Origin of the sequence: Synechococcus sp. WH 8016, from assembly GCF_000230675.1 — a bacterium.
Lineage (GTDB): Bacteria > Cyanobacteriota > Cyanobacteriia > PCC-6307 > Cyanobiaceae > Synechococcus_C.
Map to the genome: position 1 here is coordinate 291,563 of NZ_AGIK01000001.1, position 22,020 is coordinate 313,582.

17 protein-coding genes are annotated in these 22,020 nt (G+C 53.0%); 12 read left to right on the forward strand and 5 right to left on the reverse strand.

From position 1 onward, the window contains the following. Position 1: 1 nt before the first annotated feature. The 3 genes from SYN8016DRAFT_RS01615 to SYN8016DRAFT_RS01625 all read left to right on the forward strand — a co-directional run bounded on the left by SYN8016DRAFT_RS01615 (position 2) and on the right by SYN8016DRAFT_RS01625 (position 4,507). Positions 2-1,186, forward strand: coding sequence for a hypothetical protein (locus SYN8016DRAFT_RS01615; RefSeq protein ID WP_006852472.1), 1,185 nt, complete (start codon positions 2-4; stop codon positions 1,184-1,186). Next, the gene (gene recG, locus SYN8016DRAFT_RS01620) at positions 1,150-3,684 is read left to right on the forward strand and encodes an ATP-dependent DNA helicase RecG (protein ID WP_006852473.1); all 2,535 of its coding nucleotides are present in this window, start codon (positions 1,150-1,152) and stop codon (positions 3,682-3,684) included. Before SYN8016DRAFT_RS01615 ends, recG begins: the two co-directional genes overlap by 37 nt. A 79-nt stretch (positions 3,685-3,763) precedes the next feature. Beyond that, positions 3,764-4,507, forward strand: coding sequence for a M15 family metallopeptidase (locus SYN8016DRAFT_RS01625; RefSeq protein WP_006852474.1), 744 nt, complete (start codon positions 3,764-3,766; stop codon positions 4,505-4,507). On the opposite strand, the gene SYN8016DRAFT_RS01630 is transcribed toward SYN8016DRAFT_RS01625, so the two are convergent. Then, the gene (locus tag SYN8016DRAFT_RS01630; protein WP_006852475.1) at positions 4,491-6,248 is read right to left on the reverse strand and encodes an NADPH-dependent assimilatory sulfite reductase hemoprotein subunit; all 1,758 of its coding nucleotides are present in this window, start codon (positions 6,246-6,248) and stop codon (positions 4,491-4,493) included. The genes SYN8016DRAFT_RS01625 and SYN8016DRAFT_RS01630 overlap by 17 nt on opposite strands. 128 nt (positions 6,249-6,376) lie before the next feature. Here SYN8016DRAFT_RS01630 and glyS point away from each other — a divergent pair, with 128 nt between their 5' ends. Then, positions 6,377-8,536, forward strand: coding sequence for a glycine--tRNA ligase subunit beta (gene glyS, locus SYN8016DRAFT_RS01635; RefSeq protein ID WP_006852476.1), 2,160 nt, complete (start codon positions 6,377-6,379; stop codon positions 8,534-8,536). A 17-nt stretch (positions 8,537-8,553) separates the two neighbouring features. On the opposite strand, the gene chlP is transcribed toward glyS, so the two are convergent. Next, complete coding sequence (gene chlP, locus SYN8016DRAFT_RS01640) at positions 8,554-9,942, reverse strand: geranylgeranyl reductase (RefSeq protein WP_006852477.1); 1,389 nt, start codon at positions 9,940-9,942, stop codon at positions 8,554-8,556. A 100-nt stretch (positions 9,943-10,042) separates the two neighbouring features. Here chlP and SYN8016DRAFT_RS01645 point away from each other — a divergent pair, with 100 nt between their 5' ends. The 8 genes from SYN8016DRAFT_RS01645 (at position 10,043) to ccsB (ending at position 18,980) form a co-directional block, all read left to right on the forward strand. After that, positions 10,043-10,810: a M15 family metallopeptidase gene (locus SYN8016DRAFT_RS01645; RefSeq protein WP_006852478.1), complete on the forward strand. Its 768-nt coding sequence runs from the start codon at positions 10,043-10,045 to the stop codon at positions 10,808-10,810. Then, a complete protein-coding gene (locus SYN8016DRAFT_RS01650) occupies positions 10,807-13,374 on the forward strand; it encodes a U32 family peptidase (protein WP_006852479.1) in 2,568 nt (855 codons plus the stop codon). Before SYN8016DRAFT_RS01645 ends, SYN8016DRAFT_RS01650 begins: the two co-directional genes overlap by 4 nt. Before the next feature lie 65 nt (positions 13,375-13,439). After that, on the forward strand, positions 13,440-15,242 hold the full coding sequence (gene typA, locus SYN8016DRAFT_RS01655; protein WP_006852480.1) for a translational GTPase TypA: 1,803 nt from the start codon (positions 13,440-13,442) through the stop codon (positions 15,240-15,242). Then, a complete protein-coding gene (locus tag SYN8016DRAFT_RS01660) occupies positions 15,239-15,598 on the forward strand; it encodes a DUF309 domain-containing protein (protein ID WP_006852481.1) in 360 nt (119 codons plus the stop codon). Before typA ends, SYN8016DRAFT_RS01660 begins: the two co-directional genes overlap by 4 nt. Positions 15,599-15,637: 39 nt before the next feature. After that, positions 15,638-16,090, forward strand: coding sequence for an LptA/OstA family protein (locus tag SYN8016DRAFT_RS01665; RefSeq protein ID WP_006852482.1), 453 nt, complete (start codon positions 15,638-15,640; stop codon positions 16,088-16,090). Then, positions 16,087-16,815 carry an LPS export ABC transporter ATP-binding protein gene (gene lptB / locus SYN8016DRAFT_RS01670; protein ID WP_006852483.1) on the forward strand — a complete coding sequence of 243 codons (729 nt, stop codon included), beginning with the start codon at positions 16,087-16,089 and terminating at the stop codon, positions 16,813-16,815. Before SYN8016DRAFT_RS01665 ends, lptB begins: the two co-directional genes overlap by 4 nt. Beyond that, positions 16,812-17,990, forward strand: a complete 1,179-nt coding sequence (locus tag SYN8016DRAFT_RS01675; RefSeq protein WP_006852484.1) for an LptF/LptG family permease — start codon at positions 16,812-16,814, stop codon at positions 17,988-17,990. Before lptB ends, SYN8016DRAFT_RS01675 begins: the two co-directional genes overlap by 4 nt. A gap of 42 nt (positions 17,991-18,032) precedes the next feature. Continuing rightward, the gene (ccsB, locus tag SYN8016DRAFT_RS01680) at positions 18,033-18,980 is read left to right on the forward strand and encodes a c-type cytochrome biogenesis protein CcsB (protein ID WP_006852485.1); all 948 of its coding nucleotides are present in this window, start codon (positions 18,033-18,035) and stop codon (positions 18,978-18,980) included. 362 nt (positions 18,981-19,342) lie between these two features. On the opposite strand, the gene SYN8016DRAFT_RS01685 is transcribed toward ccsB, so the two are convergent. From SYN8016DRAFT_RS01685 to SYN8016DRAFT_RS01690, 3 genes are all read right to left on the reverse strand, one after another. Beyond that, positions 19,343-19,915 carry a hypothetical protein gene (locus tag SYN8016DRAFT_RS01685; RefSeq protein WP_038013119.1) on the reverse strand — a complete coding sequence of 191 codons (573 nt, stop codon included), beginning with the start codon at positions 19,913-19,915 and terminating at the stop codon, positions 19,343-19,345. 176 nt (positions 19,916-20,091) lie between these two features. Continuing rightward, positions 20,092-20,457, reverse strand: coding sequence for a hypothetical protein (locus SYN8016DRAFT_RS14800; protein WP_006852487.1), 366 nt, complete (start codon positions 20,455-20,457; stop codon positions 20,092-20,094). 117 nt (positions 20,458-20,574) lie between these two features. Next, a complete protein-coding gene (locus SYN8016DRAFT_RS01690; RefSeq protein WP_141561311.1) occupies positions 20,575-21,621 on the reverse strand; it encodes a DUF1214 domain-containing protein in 1,047 nt (348 codons plus the stop codon). Positions 21,622-22,020 lie beyond the last annotated feature (399 nt).

Sequence of the window (22,020 nt, forward strand, 5' to 3'; positions counted from 1 at the left end):
TTTGACGGCTGAGTCTCACTCCACGAGCGGTTACGACCCCAAGGAGCAGCTGCGTCGGCTTCAACAACAAAGCCGACGTCTTGCTCCAGTGTTGTATCGAGAGCAAGCGCTTTACCTACAACTTTTGCGTGAGCTCTTGTTGCCAAGCGTGCGTAATGCCGTTGGCCATCTCTTGTGCGAACGGGGTGAACGACTGTCGCGGATGTCCGTCGAGCAACAGGCGGAACTGCAGCAAACCTTTGATGGACTTGTTCAGCGCTGCTCCAGCCTGCTGACTGTTGAGCAGCTGATGGATCTTTCCAGGCGCCTTCAGAAAGAAGTTTCAGAGTATCGGCAGCAGGCCCAACGCGAGGTGAGCCAGTCCCTTCAGGCTGATGCTCAAACTGAACCGAGAGACATCAATCGTGGTGGGATTGAGTTAAGCCTGAGTCCTCCCATTGAGCATCCTGATCTGCTCGAGGGATTGCTTCCTCGCATGGAGCCTGATGTGGAGATTGAGGTTGATGACCCATCCATGGAGCCCTTGGATGAGCAGCCTCCATCGGTTCAGGATCCGATTGATTCAGAGTCAGCTGCTGACGGCACGTCAGCCGACTTTGATCTGTTGCGCTCCCTGTTTTTGATGGCTGGTGAAGCGATGCAGCAGGGCGATTCGGCTGGCGAGCCAATGAGTTTTGAATCCGATTCGTCTGGGTTGGGTGCCTCCGTTTTCCCAGCAGATCAGCTGGAGGAGGAATGGCTCCCCTCGATGCCTGTGGATTTGGTCAATTGGCTGGAAGGACAGGAGGCCGCGTTAAACCGCAGGATTCGCAATTTGTCCCATGCCCTCAATGTTGAGTTGCTGAGAGCAGGTTTGGTGAGCAGCCTGCTTCCAACCACGCTCCTGGATGCCGCCATCGCTGGACAGTTGCAGGCGCTTCCTTCGCCCTCAAATCTTTTACGGCTCAAGCTTCCTTTGCCCATTCCTTCGCAGGACCAGCCGTTGGAAATCCTCAGCATTTTGCTGAGGCCAGCAGATCTCGAATATGACAACGGTTCTCTGAGGCACAGCCGATACCGATTGCGCCAACATCGCAGCAATTTGCTCACAATGGTGCGGCAGCAGCGGCATTGGCAGAGCCGTCTTACCAGTCAGGAGGTTCAGAGTCAGTGGTGGCCCAATCCGCCGACGACAGGTCAGGACTGACCCCGGCGCTGGATCGTCAGGGCTTGGAGTGTTTTCTTGCCTGGCTACGCCCGCTGCAGCAGTCCCTCTCCTTAGAAGCGGATAGGGGATTTCTCGATCTACAAGGGCGTCATGAACGCTTTCATGCCTTTCTGAGCCGCCAATTGGCAATGCCCCCCCCGGTGCCTTTGCCCCATGACAGCTTGGTTCGTCTGCAGGCTTTATCAACTGACTTTGCTGCCTATCCCGAATTAGGGGATGCCGGCCGCCGCCGACTCGTCACTGGCACGCGGCAGTGGCTCCATGGTTTGCGTGCGCGCCTTGAACCATCGGCACCGATGGCCCCCCCGCGCATCAAGGTGTCGTCGTCGTCCCCGTCTTCCGAGCGAGCCACCTCCCCTGCTTTCAGGCTCGATTTGGAGTCACCGCTTGCCAGGGTGCATGGCATTGGTCCCAAGTTGGCAGAGCGTTTAGCCAGCCTCGGTCTGCTGGTCGTTCGTGATCTCATCCAGCACTACCCGAGGGACTATGTCGATTACTCCGCCTTGCGCAGAATTGAGGCCTTGGAGGCTGGAGAAACCGCAACGATCGTGGCCACGGTGCGTCGATCCCATGGATTTACCAGTCCTCGCAATCCGAATCTCTCGATTATTGAGTTGCAGCTTCAAGACCCCACCGGTCGGATCAAGGTGACACGCTTTTTGGCGGGGAAACGATTTAGCAATCCCTCCTACCTGCATGGTCAGACCCGTCAGTACCCAGTGGGTGCCACGGTGGCTGTGAGTGGTTTGGTCAAAAGTGGGCCCTATGGCGTCAGCTTTCAGGACCCCTTGATTGAGGTGATGGAAAGCGCCAACGCACCGTTGCGCTCTCGCCAAATTGGCCGCTTGTTGCCTGTGTATCCCCTCACCGAAGGTCTCACGGCTGATCGTTTTCGAAGCTTGGTGGAAGCGGTTTTACCCGCTGTTCGTCTTTGGCCTGAACCCCTGCCTGCGCCGCGCCGCGAAGCACGTGGTTTGTTGGCTCGCGATCAAGCGCTGGTGGCCATCCATCGGCCGGAAAGCAGCGAGCAATTACAGCAAGCGCGTCATCGCTTGGTGTTTGACGAATTTCTGCTTCTGCAGCTCAGCTTGATGCAACGCAGAGCTGCCCTGCGTCAGCGTTCAGCACCCGTGCTTCATGGGGGCTTGGATTGTGAAGGATTGGTGGGTCGATTTCTATCTCTGCTCCCGTTTGAACTCACGGGTGCTCAAAAGCGGGTGTTCGCGGACATCGAACAGGATCTGGAGCGACCCGAACCGATGGCGCGGCTCGTGCAGGGGGATGTGGGAAGTGGAAAAACCGTTGTAGCGATTGCGGCGTTGCTCCGGGCCGTGGAAGCTGGCTGGCAAGGCGCCTTGATGGCGCCAACAGAGGTTTTGGCGGCGCAGCACTACCGCAGTCTGTGTAGCTGGTTGCCTCCACTCCACGTCAGCGTGGAGCTGCTCACTGGCTCAACCCCGCGTCGCAGCCGACGCCAAATTTTGAGCGATCTCGCCGGCGGTACGTTGCGCATTCTTGTGGGCACCCATGCTCTCTTGGAGGATCCAGTCGAGTTCGAACGGTTGGGACTGGTGGTGGTGGATGAGCAACATCGCTTTGGCGTGCGTCAACGCAACCGTCTTCTCGACAAGGGACTGCAGCCCCATCTGCTCACGATGACCGCCACACCGATCCCGCGAACGTTGGCGCTGTCGCTCCATGGTGATCTCGATGTGAGTCAAATCGATGAACTCCCTCCGGGGCGAACGCCGATTCGCACCAAGGTTGTGAAGAGCTCTGAGCGTGAGGAGGCCTATGAGCTCATCCGTGAACAGGTGCTTCAGGGGCAACGCGTTTATGTGGTGCTCCCTTTGGTGGAGGAATCAGAAAAAGTTGATCTGCGTTCAGCGGTTGATGTGCATCGTCAGCTCTCGGAGGAGGTGTTTCCAGAGTTCAGCGTTGGCCTGCTCCACGGCCGTTTAGCCAGCGCTGAGAAGCAGGCCGTGATTGCTGATTTTGCCGGCGGCGCCACTCAGATCTTGGTATCCACCACCGTGGTGGAAGTGGGGGTGGATGTTCCTGAAGCCAGTGTGATGGTGATTGATCATGCTGATCGGTTTGGTTTGGCTCAGTTGCACCAGTTGCGGGGACGGGTGGGTCGTGGAGCGGCCGCTTCTTACTGCTTACTCGTGAACGACAGCCGCAACCCTCTGGCCAGGCAGCGCCTTGAAGTGTTGGTGCGTTCCAATGATGGATTTGAGATTGCGGACATGGACCTTCGCTTTCGAGGTCCTGGTCAGGTGTTGGGCACCCGTCAATCGGGTTTGCCCGATTTGGCGCTCGCCAGCCTCGCCGACGATGGCTCTGTTTTGGAGGAAGCTCGGGATGAGGCAGCGAGCATCTTGAAGGAGGATCCCGAACTGAAGGCGCACGATCAACTTCGTGTGTTGTTGGAACAACAACGCAAGCGCGCTGCTGCAGCTGTGCAACTCAACTAGCCATCAATGGGATCAAGAACGCAGCGTTCTCCCCAAGAAACTGGCAATCTGCTCACATCGATTTCTGTGACTTCTCACCATGCAGCGTCCATGGCATGCCGTTTCCATTGACGATTGCGGTGAATCCTTGCGACCGCTGCGGTCTGTTGTGACCTGCATGGAACCGCACCCCTACGTGTCGTTAGGGGCGCCCTATGGCAAGGGAGCAGACCCCTTTTGTCTTCGCCAAGGGGTGAGGAGCCGTTTGCTGGCTGCCCAGGTTCATCTTCTGGGATTAACGCTGGGTGCAGGACTCCCACCCCTTCGTCTTGGGATTTTCGATGCTTGGCGTCCCGTGTCCGTCCAAGCCTTCATGGTGAACCACGCTGTTGAGCAGGAGTGTGCTCGCCAAGGCATCAATCCGGATGATTCTGAGCAGCTGGGGCGCCTGGAGAGCGTTCGCTCCGAGGTGGCGCGTTTTTGGGCACCACCGAGCACTGATTTTTTAATACCGCCACCTCACAGCACCGGTGCTGCTGTGGATCTCACTCTGATTGATGCAAAGGGCACCCCCTTGGATATGGGGGGAGACATCGATGCGATCGGACCTGAATCTCTGCCGCTTCACCATGCCGATGCCGCAGCTGAACATCCTGATGGGAGCGCAGCTTTATTCCATAGCCGGCGGTGTTTGCTGCATCGGGTGATGTCGCAAGCTGGATTTGTTCGTCACCCGAATGAGTGGTGGCACTTCAGTTTTGGTGATCAGCTTTGGGCTTGGAGCGTTCAAGCGGATCGTGCCATCTACGGACGGGATCCAGACTTGTTCAGCCTGGAACCTTGAGCATCTCTTGAACAGTGGCGTCACCAAGTTTGGTGATGTGTTCGCCAAAGCCACGTCGCCCGCCAGCATCTTTCCAACTGAGAAGCAAGGGTTCGATGGTTGCTTCAAGGTCTTCCAGGGGCATCTTCTGTAGAAACGGGCGCGCCAGTCGCTGCAAATTGGCGCTGCCACCAAGCCAGAGCTGATACTGATTCACGCCGCTGCCAACAAGGCCAAGCTCGGCCATGTAAGGACGAGCGCAACCATTCGGACATCCGGTCATGCGAACAAGAATGGATTTTTTGATCTCTAAATTGTTGAGCTGGGATTCAAGTCTTTCAAGAACATCGGGCAGAATTCGTTCTGATTCCGTCACGGCCAGTCCGCAGGTCGGTAGGGCCGGACAGGCGAGGGCATGGCGGACCAAGGGAGCAACTTCTGCTGGGAGTTCAAACCCCAATTCAGCCAATTCTGCTTTGATGGAAGATTTTTGACTGGATCCAATATTGCAAAGGAGTAGATCTTGATTAGGGGTTAGTCGGATTTCAAGTTGATATCTTTCAACAATCGAGCGAATCCCTGCCTTGATGTCTCCTTCGAGGCGACCACACATGAAGGGGAGGCCTACAAACCACAACCCGGGTTTTTGTCGGTGCCACCCCAAGTAATCCATCAACTTTGCAGGTGCTTCGTTAATCAATTTCTTGATATCTCTTTTGAAATAATCCTTGATTAAGGTTTCGCGGAACCACTCAATCCCACGCTTGTGCAAAAGATATTTCATGCGCGCATGCTTTCTAACCTCACGATCCCCATGGTCTCGTTGCAGCGCCATGATGGATTGAAGGAGGTCGAAGATGTTTTCAGCTTCTACATAGCCCAAGGGATCAGCAATTCTTGCGAATGTGTCGTCTTGGTTATGTGTTCTTCCAAGGCCTCCGCCAACGTAAACGTTGCATCCACGCATGGTTCCATTCTTGTTGGTGAAAAGAACGAGCCCAATGTCTTGGGTGAGGAGGTCAACAGAGTTGTCTCCAGAAACGGTTACGGCGACTTTAAATTTTCTGGGGAGATAGGTATCGCCATAAATGGGTTCATCTTTGCTTCCGGAAAACACCCCTTCGGCGAACTGACGTTCGCGGGCTTGCTTGACAGGCTTTGCAGGCTTAAATCGATAACTAAGGTCCCCATCAACCCACATGTCTAAGTAAGAACCTTCTGCTGCTTTAGGGCTCAGTAGATCAGCAATCTCGTCGGCCAGTTTTCTGGCGGCCGGATATCCATTGTTCTCAAATGGTGCAGCTGGTGCCATCACGTTTCGATTGATATCACCACAGGCAGCTAATGTTGATCCAAGGTTTTCAATGATCGTGCCTATAACTGTTTTAAGATCAGCTTTCGGTATGCCATGCATTTGAAAAGCTTGGCGTGTTGTGATGCGTAGGGTTCCGTTTCCGTACTGATTGGAAAGATCGTCGAGAGCCGAAAATAGTTGTGCTGGAACTCTTCCGCCTGGATTCCTAAGGCGAAGCATCATCTGCCAGCATTTGATTTTATCGGTTTTTCTTAATTCTCTATGGTTTTGTTGGTAGCTCCCATGAAACTTGAGTAACTGAACTGCATCCTCACTAAAGCGAATTTCGTCATTGCCCAGCTCTGTCAATAACGGTTCTCGAAGATGTCCGCTGTAGAGCTTTCTCTTTTCAGCCTTAGACAGCGCTGTGTCAATCGATTCCGTAGGTTTTGAAGGGCCATCAAGCATCCGATCGTGCCCTGCTTCTTGCGTCCCTGAGGTTGTCGTCAAACCTTCGTTCACGGATTCAAGGGATAGGTCTTTTGAAACTAGCGAAGCGGCTTCCAATACAGTCAATTGCTACATACCCAATCGGCGTGTCCTCAACATTCCTCCTTGAAATCGGTACCGAGGAACTGCCAGCAGAGTTTGTGCACTCGGCACTGAAGCAGCTTCAGCAGATGGTGGTGTCCGATTTGAAGGACCTTCGCTTAAGTCATGGCCGAGTCAGGGTTTCTGGGACGCCTAGACGCCTTGCTGTGCAGGTGGAGGCGTTGATGGATCGTCAGCCCGATTTAGAGGAAGAACGCAAGGGGCCCCCCGTGAAACAGGCCCTGGTGGATGGTCAACCCGGCCCTGCGGCTTTGGGTTTTGCCAAACGTTGTGGGGTGGACCCGGCTGAGCTTCAAGCGCGTGACACCCCCAAGGGTCCTTGTTTGTTTGCCCGTGTTCGCACCCCCGGTGATGCCACCACAACCCTGCTGAAGGAGCGCATTCCCGCCTGGATCAATGGTTTGCAAGGCAGGCGATTCATGCGCTGGGGTGATGGTGATCAGCGCTTCAGCCGTCCCGTGCGTTGGTTGGTGTCGCTGGTCGGGTCTGAGTTGATTCCGGTCACTCTGTCGGCGGCACAACCCGCGGTTCAAAGCGGGCGTTTGAGTCGATCCCATCGTCTCCGCGACAGCACCTTGGAGATTGCCCATGCGGATGATTACGTCGATGCCCTAGCGAAGGCCGGTGTGATGGTGGATCGCTCTCAACGGGAGCAGTTGATTCGCTCAGCGTTGGACCAGGAGGCAAGCGCGTGTTCTGCCTCTGTTGATTGTCCTGAGGATCTATTTGAGGAGTTGGTTGATCTTGTTGAGGCCCCCAGGGTGCTGAGTGGGGAGATTGCCGACTGTTATCTCGATTTGCCACCAGAAGTGATTGTCACGGTGATGCAATCCCATCAGCGCTATGTCCCTTTGAAACGGGAGAACGCTCATGAAGATCCCCTAGCTCTTCAGGCTCGGGACGTTCTGCTGTCCAAGTTTTTGCTCGTGAGCAATGGCCTTGATCGTGCAGATGCAACCATCGTTCGGGGGAATGAGCGGGTGTTGGGTGCCCGCTTGGCTGATGCTGAATTTTTCCTGAATGTGGATCGGAAAAGTCCGAGTGAGACGCGCCGCGATGGCCTGGATCGCGTCACCTTTGCCAAGGGGCTCGGCAGCTTGCGAGATCGATGTGATCGGATCGCCTGGATGACGGAGCGTTTGATCGAATCGCTCTCCATTCCTCCAGACATTGCCACGCATGCCAAGAGAGCAGCCCATTTCTGCAAACATGATTTGGTGAGCCAGATGGTGGGCGAGTTCCCTGAGCTGCAGGGATTGATCGGTGGCAAATACTTGTTGGAAGAGGGGGAAGATCGCCATGTTGCTCTTGCTGTCGCTGAGCACTACCAGCCCCGCGGGGCTGGAGATGCCCTTCCCTCCAGCGATGCTGGAGCGCTTTTGGCCCTATCTGAGCGCTTGGAATTGCTCTTGAGCATCTATGCCAAGGGCGACCGTCCCAGCGGTTCATCGGATCCTTATGCCTTGCGTCGGGCTGGGAATGGCATTGTTCAGATTCTTTGGGACAGGGGATGGCGCCTCTCGTTGCAGAGCCTGCTGTCGGATGCAGCCAAGTATTGGGCGGAACGCTTCCCCTCCTTTGCGGTGCAACCGGAGGCTTTCGTGGCAGATCTTTCGCTGTTGCTACGACAGCGAATGGTGTCTCAGTTTGAGGAGGATGGCTTCCCTGCCGATTTGGTTCAAGCCGTGGCAGGGGAGTCCGTTGGCGACGAGCGTCTGCTCAGTGATCCAGTCGATGCTCGAGAACGTCTGGTCCTGCTGCATCAGCTTCGTGGCGATCAACGCCTGCAGGCCGTGCAAGCGGTTGTGCAACGTGCAGCCAAACTCGCCGAGAAGGGTGATCTCGGAAGCGATCAGCTCAGTCCTAAGGGGGTTGTTAAAGCTGATTTGTTCGAATCAGAGAGCGAAGCTTCCCTCCTGCAATCGCTGGACGACCTGTCGCCTCTCGCACAATCACGCAATTACATCCAGCTTGCAGAGGGTTTGCAGGGTGCCGCCAAGGCACTTGAGGCCTTTTTTGATGGACCACAAAGCGTGATGGTGATGGCGGACAATCCCGATGTCCGCCGTAATCGCCTCAACCTTCTAGGTGTTTTGAAAAATCAGGCATCAGTCCTGGCGCAATTTGATTGCATCCAGTCCTGATGTCTCGAGGCGAGGCCTCAGCCTGCGGTGACCTTGGAACGCTCTTCCTCGATCCCCGCCTCCCCTTGTTTGGGAGCATGACCTGAGGTCTGGGCCTTGATCGCTTGGGCAGCTTCGTCGGCTAAGAAGTCACCATCGGACCTGCCAACGGCTGAAGGAACGGAGTCGTAGGTGGAGGGGGCTAAAGCTTGACCGCGGAGAAGACTGCCAAGGGTGCGAGCGGTGAGTTTCACCTGTTGCCAGGGATTCATCATCACGACCTTTTTGTACAGATAGCTGTCAAAGGTCAGCTTCTGGACGTCTTGGTCATCGCACATTTCAACGAATGCTTCTCGAGCGGCATCAGTGCGATAGAAGATGCGTTGAAGAATATCGAGCACGATGTACGTGGCTCCATATTTGCGATCCCATCGCTTGAGGTAGGTGTTTTTGATCTCCTTTTCAGTGGGCATTTGCGTGCCGTTTTTGGAGATTTCAACAATCGCTTCCGCGCACATGCGACCGCTCTTTGCGGCGAAATAGATTCCTTCTCCTGAGCTCTTGGTCACGTAACCAGCGGCATCTCCCACAAGGGCCATGCGGCCCACCACTCTGCGAGGGCGGGGATGTTCGGGAATGGGGTGCGCTTCAACTTTGATCACTTCGCCCTTGAACAGACGCTTTCGGGCCCGTTCGCGAATGCCTTTTTGAAGCCCCTTAATCAGGGATTGATTTTGTTGCATGGTCCCTGTCCCCACGGCCACGTGGTCGTACTTAGGGAACACCCAGGCATAGAAGTCGGGTGAGACATCTGTTCCTACGTACATCTCGGCGAGATCCTCGTAGTAAGCCATCTCTTCTGCAGGCAGCTTGATGCGTTCCTGAAACGCGATCGCAACCTTGTAATCACCAGCGTCCATCGCTTTGGCGACCCGGGAGTTGGCTCCATCGGCGCCAATGATCAGATCCACGTCCAGGCTTTTCATGTCGCCGGTAGGACCGCCTGAGCTGTAATCGGCGTAATGGAGGGTGTAAGGACCTTGGCGATTGTCTCCAGTGTCGATCTTTTGCACCAACCCATTAATAAGGGTGGTGCCTAGGTCGGCAGCTCGGTTGCGAAGGAAGGAGTCGAACACCTCGCGTCGACACATGCCGATATAGGCATTGTCGTCGTACCCGAGGGGATCCAACTTGATATCAACCTCCCGATTGGAGGGTGAAATCATCTTCATGTTTCGAACTTTGCGGTCGATGATCGAATCCGGAAGATCGAATTCCTCAACCATGCAAAGCGGAATCGCTCCCCCGCAAGGCTTGGCGTTATCGAGTTTTCTCTCGAACAACCAGGTCTTGATGCCGGCCCGTGCAAGCACTTCTGCGGCACAGGATCCGCTCGGTCCACCACCGACAACGGCAACTCTCAGCATCTCAGCAAACTCCGCCGGGTCATTGATTTCAAACTAATCACGCATCCTGAAAAGTGGTACTAGGCCCTGGCGGAGCCCCTTACGATTGAAACAACACTGCATGAATCCTCTGGGAAGAGCCGTCGCCACTCGTCGCAGCACCCGGGATGACATTCCTGTTGCCCGTCGCTCGAAACCTGCTCCTCGTCAGCGACGGAGCGGTTTTGGAGTTTTTTTGGCCTGTCTCCTCGTGGGGGGAGGAAGTTTGGCGGCTGTTTGGTTAGGGCCAGGGTTGTTGGCGCGTCGTTCTTTTTGGTTTCCTTCGGCTCCAGTTCCGGTGGTGGAAGGGATTGAAGCGCCGCCAGATGCCGATGGTCGCCTGCTTGGACATTTTCCTTATGACGAGGCGATTGCCAGCCAACTCGTGCCCGTTGAGGCTGGAATTGAGTTGCACCAGGATGCAGCCTTGGCCCTGGATTCGATGCGCCGTGCCGCAGCTTCCGATGGAATCGATCTAAGGCTGATCAGTGGTTATCGCTCCCATACGTTGCAGCAAGGGATTTTCTTTGATGTGAAATCAGAAAGAAATCAAACCGCCGAAGAGCGGGCCAAGGTTTCGGCACCGCCGGGTTATTCCGAGCACAGCACTGGTTATGCGATTGACCTTGGCGATGGCAGCCGTCCAGATACCAATCTTTCTGTCTCTTTTGAGACGACTCCGGCATTTCGTTGGTTGCAGGATTACGCCGCTAGTTATCACTTCACGCTGTCCTTCCCTGAAGTGAATCCTCAGGGTGTGAGCTATGAGCCTTGGCACTGGCGCTTTGAGGGTTCAGCGGAGGCTTTGCGCCAATTTGAACCCGCACGTCAGCTGGCTCTTGGGCGTTGAACACATCATCTTTCCCAGAGTTGCTCTCCCCAGCTGGGGATTGGAAGGCCTTGAGGGCGGCGGTCTCCAACGGTGCTGATGCCGTTTATTTCGGGGTTGAGGCTTTCAATGCTCGTCTTCGGGCAGAGAACTTTCAGCTTGTTGAGCTGCCCGAGATCATGGCCTGGCTTCATGCCCGGGGGGTGAAGGGATTTCTCACGGTGAACGTCCTCATCTTTGGCGATGAGTTGGAGCAAGCGGCCCATCTGCTGTTGGCCGCAGATCAGGCTGGCGTTGATGCTCTGATTGTTCAGGACTTAGGGCTTTGCCTTCTTGCGAAAGCACTTGTTCCCACGTTGTCTTTGCATGCATCCACCCAGATGTCGATCACCAGTGCTGCTGGTGTGGCTCAGGCAGCGGCAGCGGGCTGTGAGCGGGTTGTGCTGGCGAGGGAACTCGCCCTCCGCGATCTCGAGAGGCTGCAAAACCAATTGAAGGAGAGATCCCTTGCCATGCCTCTCGAGGTGTTTGTGCACGGGGCCTTATGCGTGGCCTACTCCGGTCAGTGCCTCACCAGTGAATCTCTGGGCCAGCGCAGTGCCAATCGTGGTGAATGTGCACAAGCTTGCCGTTTGCCTTATGAATTGGTGGTGGATGGTGAATCGCTCGATCTCGGAGATCAACGCTATTTACTGTCTCCCCAGGATCTCGCCGCTTGGCCACTCCTGGCGGATTTGGTGAAGCTCGGAATCAGGAGTTTCAAGATCGAAGGTCGCCTCAAGGATCCCACCTATGTGGCCTCGGTCACGGATGCCTATCGCCGCAGTCTCGATGGCTTGGACTGCGATCTGGCGGAGATTCAACGCCAGCTTGAGCTTGGTTTTTCCAGGGGCTTATCCACTGGTTGGTTGCGGGGCATTGATCACCGTGCCCTCGTGCATGGCCGTTGGAGCAAGAAGCGTGGTCCGGTGATTGGTGAACTGATTCGCGTCGAGGCAAAGGGATGGTTGGTGATGCAGTGCACGGAGAGCCCTCGCAACGGTCAGGGTTTGGTTTTGGAAGCGTCGGATCGTCAGGATGACCCTCTGACACCTCCGCGTGAAATTGGTGGACGGGTGATGGAGGTGAAGGCGATGGAGAGAGGGCTCGTTCGTTTGCGGATAGGACCTGGCCGTGTCGATCTATCCGGTCTGCGTTCAGGATCCTCGGTCTGGCTCACCAGTGATCCGCAATGGCAAAGCACTTGGCAGCGTCGATCGGAACGCGTGGTGTCTCCGCTTGAACGGGGGCTTCACGTTCGTGTGAGTGGGCAGATCGGTGAAGCTCTGGAGTTGGAGCTGATTGAACCTGTTTTGCCTGGTGGAGAACGCTGCAGCGTGACGAGTCAGGCCGTGTTGGAGCCTGCCCGTGATCACGGTTTAGATCGTGAGCGTTTGGTCGCTCAGCTTGGGCGTTTGGGCGGCACGGGCTGGTGTCTTGAGCATCTGGAAACGAACCTGGGATCGGGGTTATTTCTTCCCGTTGCTGAGCTGAACAGGATGCGCCGGTCGTTGTTGCAGCAGATGGCTGATGGCGGCCTCACGGCAGCCTTTCAACAGGAGGGGCTGGAGGCGTCTTCGGAGCGGGTGGACCCTCAGCCCATCGTTGCGGCAACACTCGAGCGCTTGGCTGATTGGCGGGACTCAGCACAGCAGCAGTCCAAGTCGCCGTCGTTGGTTGTGCTCGTTCGAAGCCTGGAGCAGTTGCGTGCTCTTCAAGACATGGGCGATGGACCGATCGCCTCGGTTATTGCCGATCTAGAGCATCCGAAGGATCTCAAAGAAGCTGTGGCGATAGGCCGTGGTTGCTGGCCTGATGGAATTTGGTTGGCCGGACCGCGCATCACCAGGCCTGGTGAACGCTGGATGTTGGAACCGCTTCTAAAAGCGAAAGCGGATGGATATCTCGTGCGCAACGCGGATCAGTTGGAGCTACTCACGGGCCAGGCTCGCTGTGCTGGAGACTTCACGTTGAATGTCTCAAACCCGCTCAGCTTGCTTTGGTTCCTGGAGACCTGGGGACTGGATCGGGTCACAGCCAGTTGTGATTTGAACCTCAGCCAATTGCTTGATTTGGTGCAGGCTTCTCCACCTGATCGGATTGAAGTGGTGTTGCATCAACACATGCCGCTCTTTCATATGGAGCACTGCTTGTTCTGTTCGTTCCTCTCGGAAGGCCACGATCACACCGATTGTGGAAGGCCCTGTGAGCAGCACACCGTGATGCTGAGAGATCGGAGTGGCGTTGAGCATCCGCTGAAAGCGGATCTTGGCTGTCGCAACACGTTGTTTAATGGCAAGCCGCAGACGGGAGTTGAGGCGCTGTCGGCCTTGCGTCATGCAGGCATTCATCGCTATCGATTGGATCTTCTCGATGAAGGGGCCGAGGCCACGTTGCGGCGGGTCCAGCTTTATAGCGATGCTCTTTTAGGACGCACTCTCTCAGCTGACGTTTGGAGGCGTGAACAAATCGATCACAAACTCGGCGTCACGCGTGGCAGTTTGCGCATCGGTCGAGAAAATCAAGCGTTGCAAGTCTCATGTTGAGATAGCATGTCGCGGCTGCGCCTGCTGGCGTTCCAAAGTTTCCCCCTTATAACCTTACGGACCTCATGAGCGCCCCGAATAAGGCGATTCGCAATATAGCGATCATCGCCCACGTGGATCACGGCAAAACCACTCTGGTGGATGCCCTGCTCAGCCAGTCCGGAATCTTTCGCGACAACGAGGCCGTTCCAACATGCGTTCTTGATTCCAATGATTTGGAGCGGGAACGCGGAATTACGATCCTTTCGAAAAATACTGCGGTTACCTATAACGAAACCAGAATCAATATTGTTGATACCCCTGGCCACGCTGATTTCGGGGGCGAAGTCGAGCGTGTGCTCGGCATGGTGGATGGATGTTTGCTGATCGTTGATGCAAACGAGGGGCCCATGCCCCAAACCCGTTTTGTGCTTAAAAAAGCCCTCGAGCAGGGTTTAAGACCGATTGTGTTCGTCAACAAGATTGACCGTGCACGTGTCGACCCAGAAACGGCTGTCGATAAGGTTCTTGATCTCTTTCTAGAGCTTGGTGCTGACGACGATCAGTGTGATTTCCCTTATTTGTTCGGGAGTGGTTTGGGTGGCTTTGCGAAGCCCGACATGAAAACAGAGAGCGACAATATGCGTCCTCTCTTTGATGCAATTTTGCGTCATGTTCCGCCTCCAGTAGGAGATCCTGAGAAGCCTCTACAACTTCAAATCACGACTCTTGATTATTCTGATTTCCTTGGTCGGATCATCATTGGTCGCGTTCACAATGGTGTTATTAGACAGGGGCAAAGAGCCACGCTCATTAAAGATGATGGCAGCGTCAAAAAAGGTCGTATCAGTAAACTTCTAGGCTTCGAGGGTCTTCAAAGAGTTGATATTGAAGAGGCGTCTGCCGGCGATCTTGTGGCAGTGGCTGGTTTCGATGACGTCAACATCGGCGAAACGATCGCTTGCCCTGATGAGCCAAAAGCTTTACCGCTCATCAAGGTTGATGAACCAACCCTGCAAATGACCTTTGTGGTCAATGATTCACCTTTCGCAGGGAAAGAAGGGAAGTTTGTGACCAGTCGCCAGCTTCGCGATCGCTTGCAGCGCGAACTGCTCACCAATGTGGCGTTACGGGTCGAAGATACGGATTCCCCAGATCGTTTTGCTGTGAGTGGGCGGGGGGAACTTCACCTCGGCATCTTGATTGAGACGATGCGACGCGAGGGCTATGAGTTTCAAGTGTCTCAGCCTCAAGTGATCTTCCGCACCATTGACGGCACTCCCTGTGAACCAGTGGAAACACTGGTGATGGATGTTCCTGAAGCTGCCGTTGGTTCCTGTATCGAGAAGCTCGGAACGCGCAAAGCTGAGATGCAGAACATGGAAACAGGCGCTGACAACCGCACGCAACTCGAATTTGTGGTTCCGTCGCGGGGACTGATTGGTTTCCGCGGTGAATTCATTCGCGCTACTCGCGGAGAAGGGATCATGAGCCATTCATTTTTCGAATATCGCCCGATGCAGGGTGAGTTCGATACGCGAAGGAACGGTGTTTTGATTGCATTTGAAGAAGGCACAGCTACTTTCTACGCTCTCAAAGGAGCGGAAGATCGTGGCCAATTCTTTATTACTCCAGGCACCAAGGTTTATAAGGGAATGATCATTGGCGAGAACACCCGTCAGCAAGATATGGAAATTAATATCTGCAAAGCAAAGCAAGTTACCAACATTCGTTCCGCTGGAGCAGATGTTTTAGACACGTTGCAGTCACCGATTCAGATGACGCTCGAGCGTGCTTTGGAATACATCGGTCCTGATGAAATGCTTGAAGTTACTCCTGAATCCATGCGGTTAAGGAAATTACCAGCCAAGAAAATGGCTAAGCGTTGAGCGCTCGCCTAGACCCCCGATTTCAGCCGGCCGTCGATCTTTTTAACCGACGTGCCTGGTATGAGGCCCATGATGCTTTTGAGGAGATTTGGCATGAAACGGCAGGACCGGAACGTCGATTGCTCCAAGGAATTCTGCAAATCGCCGTTGCTCACGTTCATTTAGAGCGGGGCAACCTCAGGGGAGCAACCATTTTGTTGGGTGAAGGAGTAGGACGTCTTTCTTGCGCACAACCAGGTGATCTTGGTCTCGATTTACCCTCGGTTCGAGATCAGGCTCGTTTGAGACTGGAGGCGCTGCAACAGGAGACTGATCCTGTCGTACTTCCAGTTCCTGAGTTGCGTGACCACTCCTGAGTTTCTAGGTACATTGGCTGAGATGATGAGGGTGCTCTGATGTTCTACCGTTCCCTCGCGCTTGCAATGAACAATCGGATTGGCAATCTCGTATCCGTTGCTGCCCTGTTGGTGTTTGCTTGTCCTGTGCTCCCTGTGAGTGCTCAGACAGCAGAAGCAGAAGACAGTTTGATCACGATTGAATCGGATACGCAAAGCGCAGACAACATCACAGGTGTCGTGACAGCCCTGGGCAATGTTCGAATCGTTTATCCCTCTCGAGGGATGGTGGCAACGTCCCGTCAGGCGCAATATTTCAGCCGGGAAGCGTTGCTGGTGTTAAGCGGAGATGTGGATGTGGTGCAGGAGGATGGAAATAGTATTCGCGCTGAACGGGTTACCTACAACCTTGACGATGAACGTGCTCTGGCGAAACCAATGCCAGGTCAACAAGTGCAGTCCACCCTCTTGTTAAAGCAGAGTCCCTCCTCGCAGACTCCTTTAACGCCATGAGTTTGAGTCTTGAGCAGGTCACGTTGACCCTGGGTGGCCGAACGTTAGTTCGCTCCCTTTCATTGACTTTGAAGCCCGGTGAGGTGATTGGCTTGCTTGGACCCAATGGTGCAGGCAAAACCACAAGCTTCAATTTAGTGATTGGATTGTTGCGTCCTGATAGCGGTCAAGTTCTTCTGGATGGGCATCCCGTCGCGGACCTGTCGATGCCCCAAAGGGCTCGTCTTGGCATTGGCTACCTGCCGCAGGAACCCAGTGTGTTTCGCCAATTGACCGTTCAAGAAAACCTTGAACTTGTGTTAGTTCAAAGCGGACTTTCTAAGGCCGATAGTCGTCAACGTCTCCATCAATTAATTGAGGACTTTCATCTCGAGTCTTTTATCAATCGCTCTGGGTACCAGCTTTCGGGTGGTGAACGCAGGCGTTGTGAAGTCGCCCGAGCCCTTGCTGTTGGTTTAGAAGGTCCGCGTTATCTACTTCTTGATGAACCCTTCGCGGGGGTGGATCCACTGGCTGTAGCTGATCTGCAACAAATGATCCACGGGCTGCGCGAACGCGGAATGGGCATCCTTATTACCGACCATAACGTTCGAGAAACTCTTGCCATTACCGATCGGGCCTACATTTTGACGGATGGAAGCATTCTCGCGTCCGGACGTTCTGATGAAGTGGCTCATGACCCACTCGTACGCCGTCATTATCTTGGGGAGGATTTTCAGCTTTGAAAAATAATATTTTGATAGATGTCCAACATAAAATTCGCAAGCTCATTCATCGAATTCCATTGATTGATCGATGGCTTCTTGGTGAACTCATTGCCCCATTATTGTTTGGGCTCACACTATTTACGGTCGTATCCCTATCCGTAGGGGTAATGTTTGATCTGGTTCGCAAGATTGTTGAATCGAATCTACCTTGGACGATCGCCGTTCAGATCTTGTTGCTGAAGTTGCCCAGTTTTTTGGTGATTTCTTTCCCAATGGCCACGTTGATTGCATCACTGCTTGCCTACAGCCGACTTTCTGCTAACAGCGAGCTGACCGCACTAAGAAGTATTGGCGTCACAGCGAATCGCATGATTGCACCTGCAATTGCCTTGGCACTATTGATGACAGGACTTACATTTGTTTTCAACGATGTCATCGTGCCTCGTACGAATCGTTCAGCAGAATTTACGTTGCAACGTTCCCTTGGTAAAGCCATTGCGGCTGAAAAGGGAGATGACATTATCTATTCCCGCTTCGGCCGAGTCACTGGCCCTGATGGGGATGCAGGGAAGGGTTTGACTCAATTGTTTTACGCAACAAAATTTCGAGATGGAAAAATGATTGGCGTCACTGTTTTGGATTTTTCACGATTTGGCTTTACTCAAATGCTTGTTGCTGACCATGCAAACTGGAGTGAAGCTCAGGCTAAGTGGGAGTTTAATGATGGTAAAATTCTTACTTTGACTCCATCTGGTAGTACAACAACAGCTGATTTCGATCGATATTTCTATCCACTGAGCTCTGCGCCATTACGGATCGCGAAATTGCCAAAAGATGCCAACAATATGACTGTTTCTGAAGCCATTGAGGCTGAACAACTCTTATCTGATGCTGGTGACCGCAAAGAAGCTCGCAGGCTAAGGGTTCGTATTCAAGAAAAGTTCACCGTTCCAATGGCCTGTTTAGTGTTCGGCTTGATTGGTTCGAGCCTTGGTGCAAGGCCAAATAGCAGAACAAGTCGTAGTCAGGGTTTTGGAATCAGCGTGGTGCTTATTTTTGTTTACTACGTGTTGAGTTTTAGTTTTAGTTCTCTTGGCGTCAAAGGAACCTTGGATCCGCTTTTGGCTGCTTGGGGTCCTGTTCTGATTTCTCTTGCAGGTGGTGGTGTGTTGTTGCGGCAGGCCAGCCGGTAAGCAAACACGTCAGAATCAGGTGGTTTCGTGGTGATGGGGTTCATGGAGTTGGCTGGGATAGATCCGGTGCTTGGCCTCGGATTGTTTGCGTTCGCTTTGTTGCTGTTGGCCTTACCGCTCGCCTTCTGGAAAGTGAGCTCTGAACAAACGTCTGGCCTCGTCACGTTGTTGATTGCCACTGCCAACCTGGCCTTAACGGCTCAACTGGTTCTTCGTTGGTGGCAATCGGGACATTTCCCGATCAGCAACCTCTACGAATCACTTTGCTTCTTGGCTTGGGCCTGCACGCTCACTCAATTGCTGGTGGAAAGAACCTGGCCTACGCCGATTGTCGCTGCAGCCGCGACTCCGATGGGTTTGGGGTGTATTGCGTTTGCGAGCTTTGCACTTCCTGACCAGTTGCAAGAAGCGTCCCCGCTCGTTCCAGCGCTGCGATCCAGCTGGCTGGTGATGCACGTGAGCGTGATCATGGTGAGTTATGCAGCCCTTTTGGTGGGCTCACTGTTGTCAGTGGCTGTTTTGGTGACCGACCGTGGTCATGCTTTAGAACTGCGCAGCAGCTCGATCGGCAGTGGTGGTTATCGGCGTGCTGCGCTCGCGACTCCCCTCGGCAGTGTGGGTGACCCTGAAGGAACAATGTCTTCCGTTGAGCTCTCTTCGGTTCAGTTCACTCGGAACGAACGCTTGGACAGCCTCAGCTACCGCACGATTACGGTTGGCTTTTTATTGCTCACCGTTGGCATCATTAGCGGGGCTGTGTGGGCTAATGAGGCCTGGGGCAGCTACTGGAGCTGGGATCCCAAGGAAACCTGGGCACTGATTTGCTGGCTTGTGTATGCCGCCTATTTGCATACGCGCTTAAGCAGAGGCTGGCAGGGAAGGCGTCCGGCATTGGTGGCGAGTGCAGGCTTGGTTGTGATTGGCGTTTGTTATATCGGCGTGAATCTTCTGGGTATTGGTCTGCATAGCTATGGCTGGTTTTTTGGATAGACAGATGTTCGTTGGGTATTGAGTTGTTATCGCTTAGAAGACCATTTGGCAAATGTCAGGCACGCTGATAAAGGCAAATTTTCTCTCCTCTTTCAATCATCTCCCCAATCGACTGAGAGCGATTACCCCATAGGTGGGATCTTCTCTGCTGACCGATCCCTCAAACGGACTAGAGGCTTCCGCGGGCAAACCAAGCCTTGTAGCCAACAGCATCCCTTAGTCCTTACTGCCATCATCAGCTCCTGATATAGAGCGAGTGTCATCTGGGTGTCGAGGGTCATTGGTTAGGGGCAAGCGCCTCAAATATTCCCAGTTGCAATAAAAAAACCCCCGCCGTAGCAGGGGCCGTTGATTGTTCTGCCTCAGAACAACTCATTAGCTGGTTGAAGTCCAATGATTGCACCTCTTTCGGAGCCTCGGTCGAAGCAGTAACCAGTGCAAAAGTTTTCGCCAGGAACACCGCTACCCATGCCGACTTGCATCTCGTAGCCGATGCTGCCGTTGACCTGTTGCACCAAAGCATCGTCGGCAAATCCAGTGTCACATGTGGGTGTGCAAGTCTCGCCAATGAAACAGGCAGGTGTTGGCGACCAAGCATCGGATGCCAGCTTGAAAGGGCCTGTGTGAGAACCCTCTGGGCCAACGTTAGTTAGAACATCGTAGACATTGGCATTTGCGTTGGAGTCTCGATCGTAATTGGCTGGTCGATACATGTCCCCAGGAATGTACATGTCCCCAGGGATGTACATATCGCCAGGGATAGCGCGGCTGTTGGTTAAAGCATCCTGTTGAATGCCTCGAAAATCGGCGCCATCAACTGTCCACCAGCCAACTTCTTTATCAGCTCCTTCTGGGTTGTAGTCGGTGTGGAGAGCATTCTTGATCTGGGCGTTGCCGACGTGAGAGTAGGCATCGAAGGTAACCATGTGAGGCATTGATTTAGGTGCGGTGGAGGGTTGTCCCCTCTCGATGAACACACCATCTTGGGAATCAAAGGAACAGCTGATGATCTGCCTCAAGCAGTGCTGTGAGGTTGCTCACAGGTGCAGTGAGGCAATAAAAAAACCCGCTCGTGGCGGGCCAACCAGAAACTTGTGAATAGAGGGACTCTTCACTTTTTCCCGTTAGGATTAATCGTTGGATGATACTTATCCCCCACAGTTGCTTTTTCCATCAGATTTAGCCAAGTGGTTGATGATCTTGTATTTGTTGATTGAGTTCCGGAAGTTGAACTTGAGGTAGTTGATGTTGTTTGAGATGAGCTCACCTCATCATCATCTCCGCAACCTGATAGCAGTAAGATTCCTAGGAAACCACCATTCATGTCTTGAAGATCAACGAGTTGCAGCTCTTGATCGGTAATTTCGTTGATGAAAGAAGTCGTCATTGTTTTAAGTGTGTTGTGCATATACCGAAGGTTTCTTCCCCCGATGAACACACCATCTCCCGACTCAATGGCTGTGGTGATGACCTGCATCAAGCAGTGCTGTGAGGTTGCTCACAAGGGTAGATAGGGAATAAAAAACCCCGCTATCAGCGGAGCTTGCTAAAACACTCAACAAATGAGTGAAGATCTAATGAAACTGGCGCATTATTAATTTACTTTTTTAATATTTTCTGTTGGATTGTATCCATCTTCTTTGTTTTTCACCATTCTGCTGGGGCCGTAATGCCTCATGACAACATTGAATTTACCTGTTTTATTTCCTTCTCGGATTGGGATATTATTGGGTTGACCGTCGCATCCATATCTAACTGTATAGGTTCCATCAGTATTTTTTTCTGGTGCCATTTCGCTTGAAATATTTGCTACCTCATTAAAGAGATAACCATCACCATTGTAAACCGTAGCAGACCAAAAGTCCCTTGCTTGCGGATCTACAAATGTCATCTCGTAGCAGCCATTAGAGCTCATGTATTTGCTCGTCTGATAGATATTGTCCTGAACCATTGCACCTCCCCATCCTCCTGCGGCACCTACAAAATTCATATATGGCGTTTGGCCACTTTCCTTATTGCTATATGCCTTGGATTGATCATATCCATTGGAGAAAATTTTATTTCCTGCTTCTGCTATTTTGCTAAATGAATCGGTATCCCAATCTTTTACATTGAATGCCTTGGCGCTATTGGCTTCTGCAACAAGATTTCGACGCGCTTGATCGTCTAAACTTCTCACGATTACAAAAGCATGCGTTGTTTTGGCAGTGAGTTTATGCCTGCCTGGTCCATAAATCATCGGTTGAGTTTCATGGTTTTCATCTACCACTTGAATAGAAACGTATTTATCCGTTTCAGGTATGGTGAGGTAGATACCACCAGTCATATCAAAAATAGATGTAGCGTAGTGAGTATCTCTGTTCATGCGAACAACGAATTGTTTAGAAGGATCGCTTGGGGCAATAGGCATTTCTAAAAACTTGTTGATCCCACCAGCTTGTTTAATGATTGCATCAAACCTCAAATTACTGTATGCCTGTGGAAAATTATCTTCCGTAACAATGATTCCAGATGATCCTTCAGCGATTTGTATCCCCTCGATGCTTGCTAATGTTTTTCCTTGTTCATAAGCATTGGATCTTCCTAGTCCATTTCCTTCAATTCCGGTATGGTAATGATGAGGTTGAGCGTATGCATTCATGCAAAGGGCACTCAATGGTGTGAGGAGTGCCAGGCTTAGGAAGCGCATCACAATCAAGATTGACTACCTACAAATTAGGAATAGGTTTCACAAGGGGCATCTAGATCTGGTCCCATTTAGGCAGATTCTTGCGATGGTTTAGAGACCATCCATAAGGAAGACACCATCATCGACTGTGAAGATCTGGACTATGGAGTTTACCCTGGGGTTTGCTCACTTGCTTCTAGAAGATCATTTGATCCATGCACGAGTCACTCTCCTCCTGTTGGGGCACTGGTAAGTGACCCAGTGATGACGTGCTTTTCTCTGTGCTCTTATCTGAATCCGTGTGAAATTGATAAGAGGCTTATTTTGACTTGCTTTTCTATGCATTGTCAGTGACTATCCACACAAATGCCT

Coding starts and splice junctions, on each gene's coding strand:
- SYN8016DRAFT_RS01625 (WP_006852474.1), top strand. CDS start 3,764: ATGCAGCGTCCATGGCATGCCGTTTCCATTGACGATTGCGGTGAATCC.
- SYN8016DRAFT_RS01630 (WP_006852475.1), bottom strand. CDS start 6,248: ATGCTTGATGGCCCTTCAAAACCTACGGAATCGATTGACACAGCGCTG.
- chlP (WP_006852477.1), bottom strand. CDS start 9,942: ATGCTGAGAGTTGCCGTTGTCGGTGGTGGACCGAGCGGATCCTGTGCC.
- SYN8016DRAFT_RS01645 (WP_006852478.1), top strand. CDS start 10,043: ATGAATCCTCTGGGAAGAGCCGTCGCCACTCGTCGCAGCACCCGGGAT.
- typA (WP_006852480.1), top strand. CDS start 13,440: ATGAGCGCCCCGAATAAGGCGATTCGCAATATAGCGATCATCGCCCAC.
- SYN8016DRAFT_RS01665 (WP_006852482.1), top strand. CDS start 15,638: ATGTTCTACCGTTCCCTCGCGCTTGCAATGAACAATCGGATTGGCAAT.
- lptB (WP_006852483.1), top strand. CDS start 16,087: ATGAGTTTGAGTCTTGAGCAGGTCACGTTGACCCTGGGTGGCCGAACG.
- ccsB (WP_006852485.1), top strand. CDS start 18,033: ATGGAGTTGGCTGGGATAGATCCGGTGCTTGGCCTCGGATTGTTTGCG.
- SYN8016DRAFT_RS01685 (WP_038013119.1), bottom strand. CDS start 19,915: ATGCCTCACATGGTTACCTTCGATGCCTACTCTCACGTCGGCAACGCC.
- SYN8016DRAFT_RS14800 (WP_006852487.1), bottom strand. CDS start 20,457: ATGCAGGTCATCACCACAGCCATTGAGTCGGGAGATGGTGTGTTCATC.
- SYN8016DRAFT_RS01690 (WP_141561311.1), bottom strand. CDS start 21,621: ATGAATGCATACGCTCAACCTCATCATTACCATACCGGAATTGAAGGA.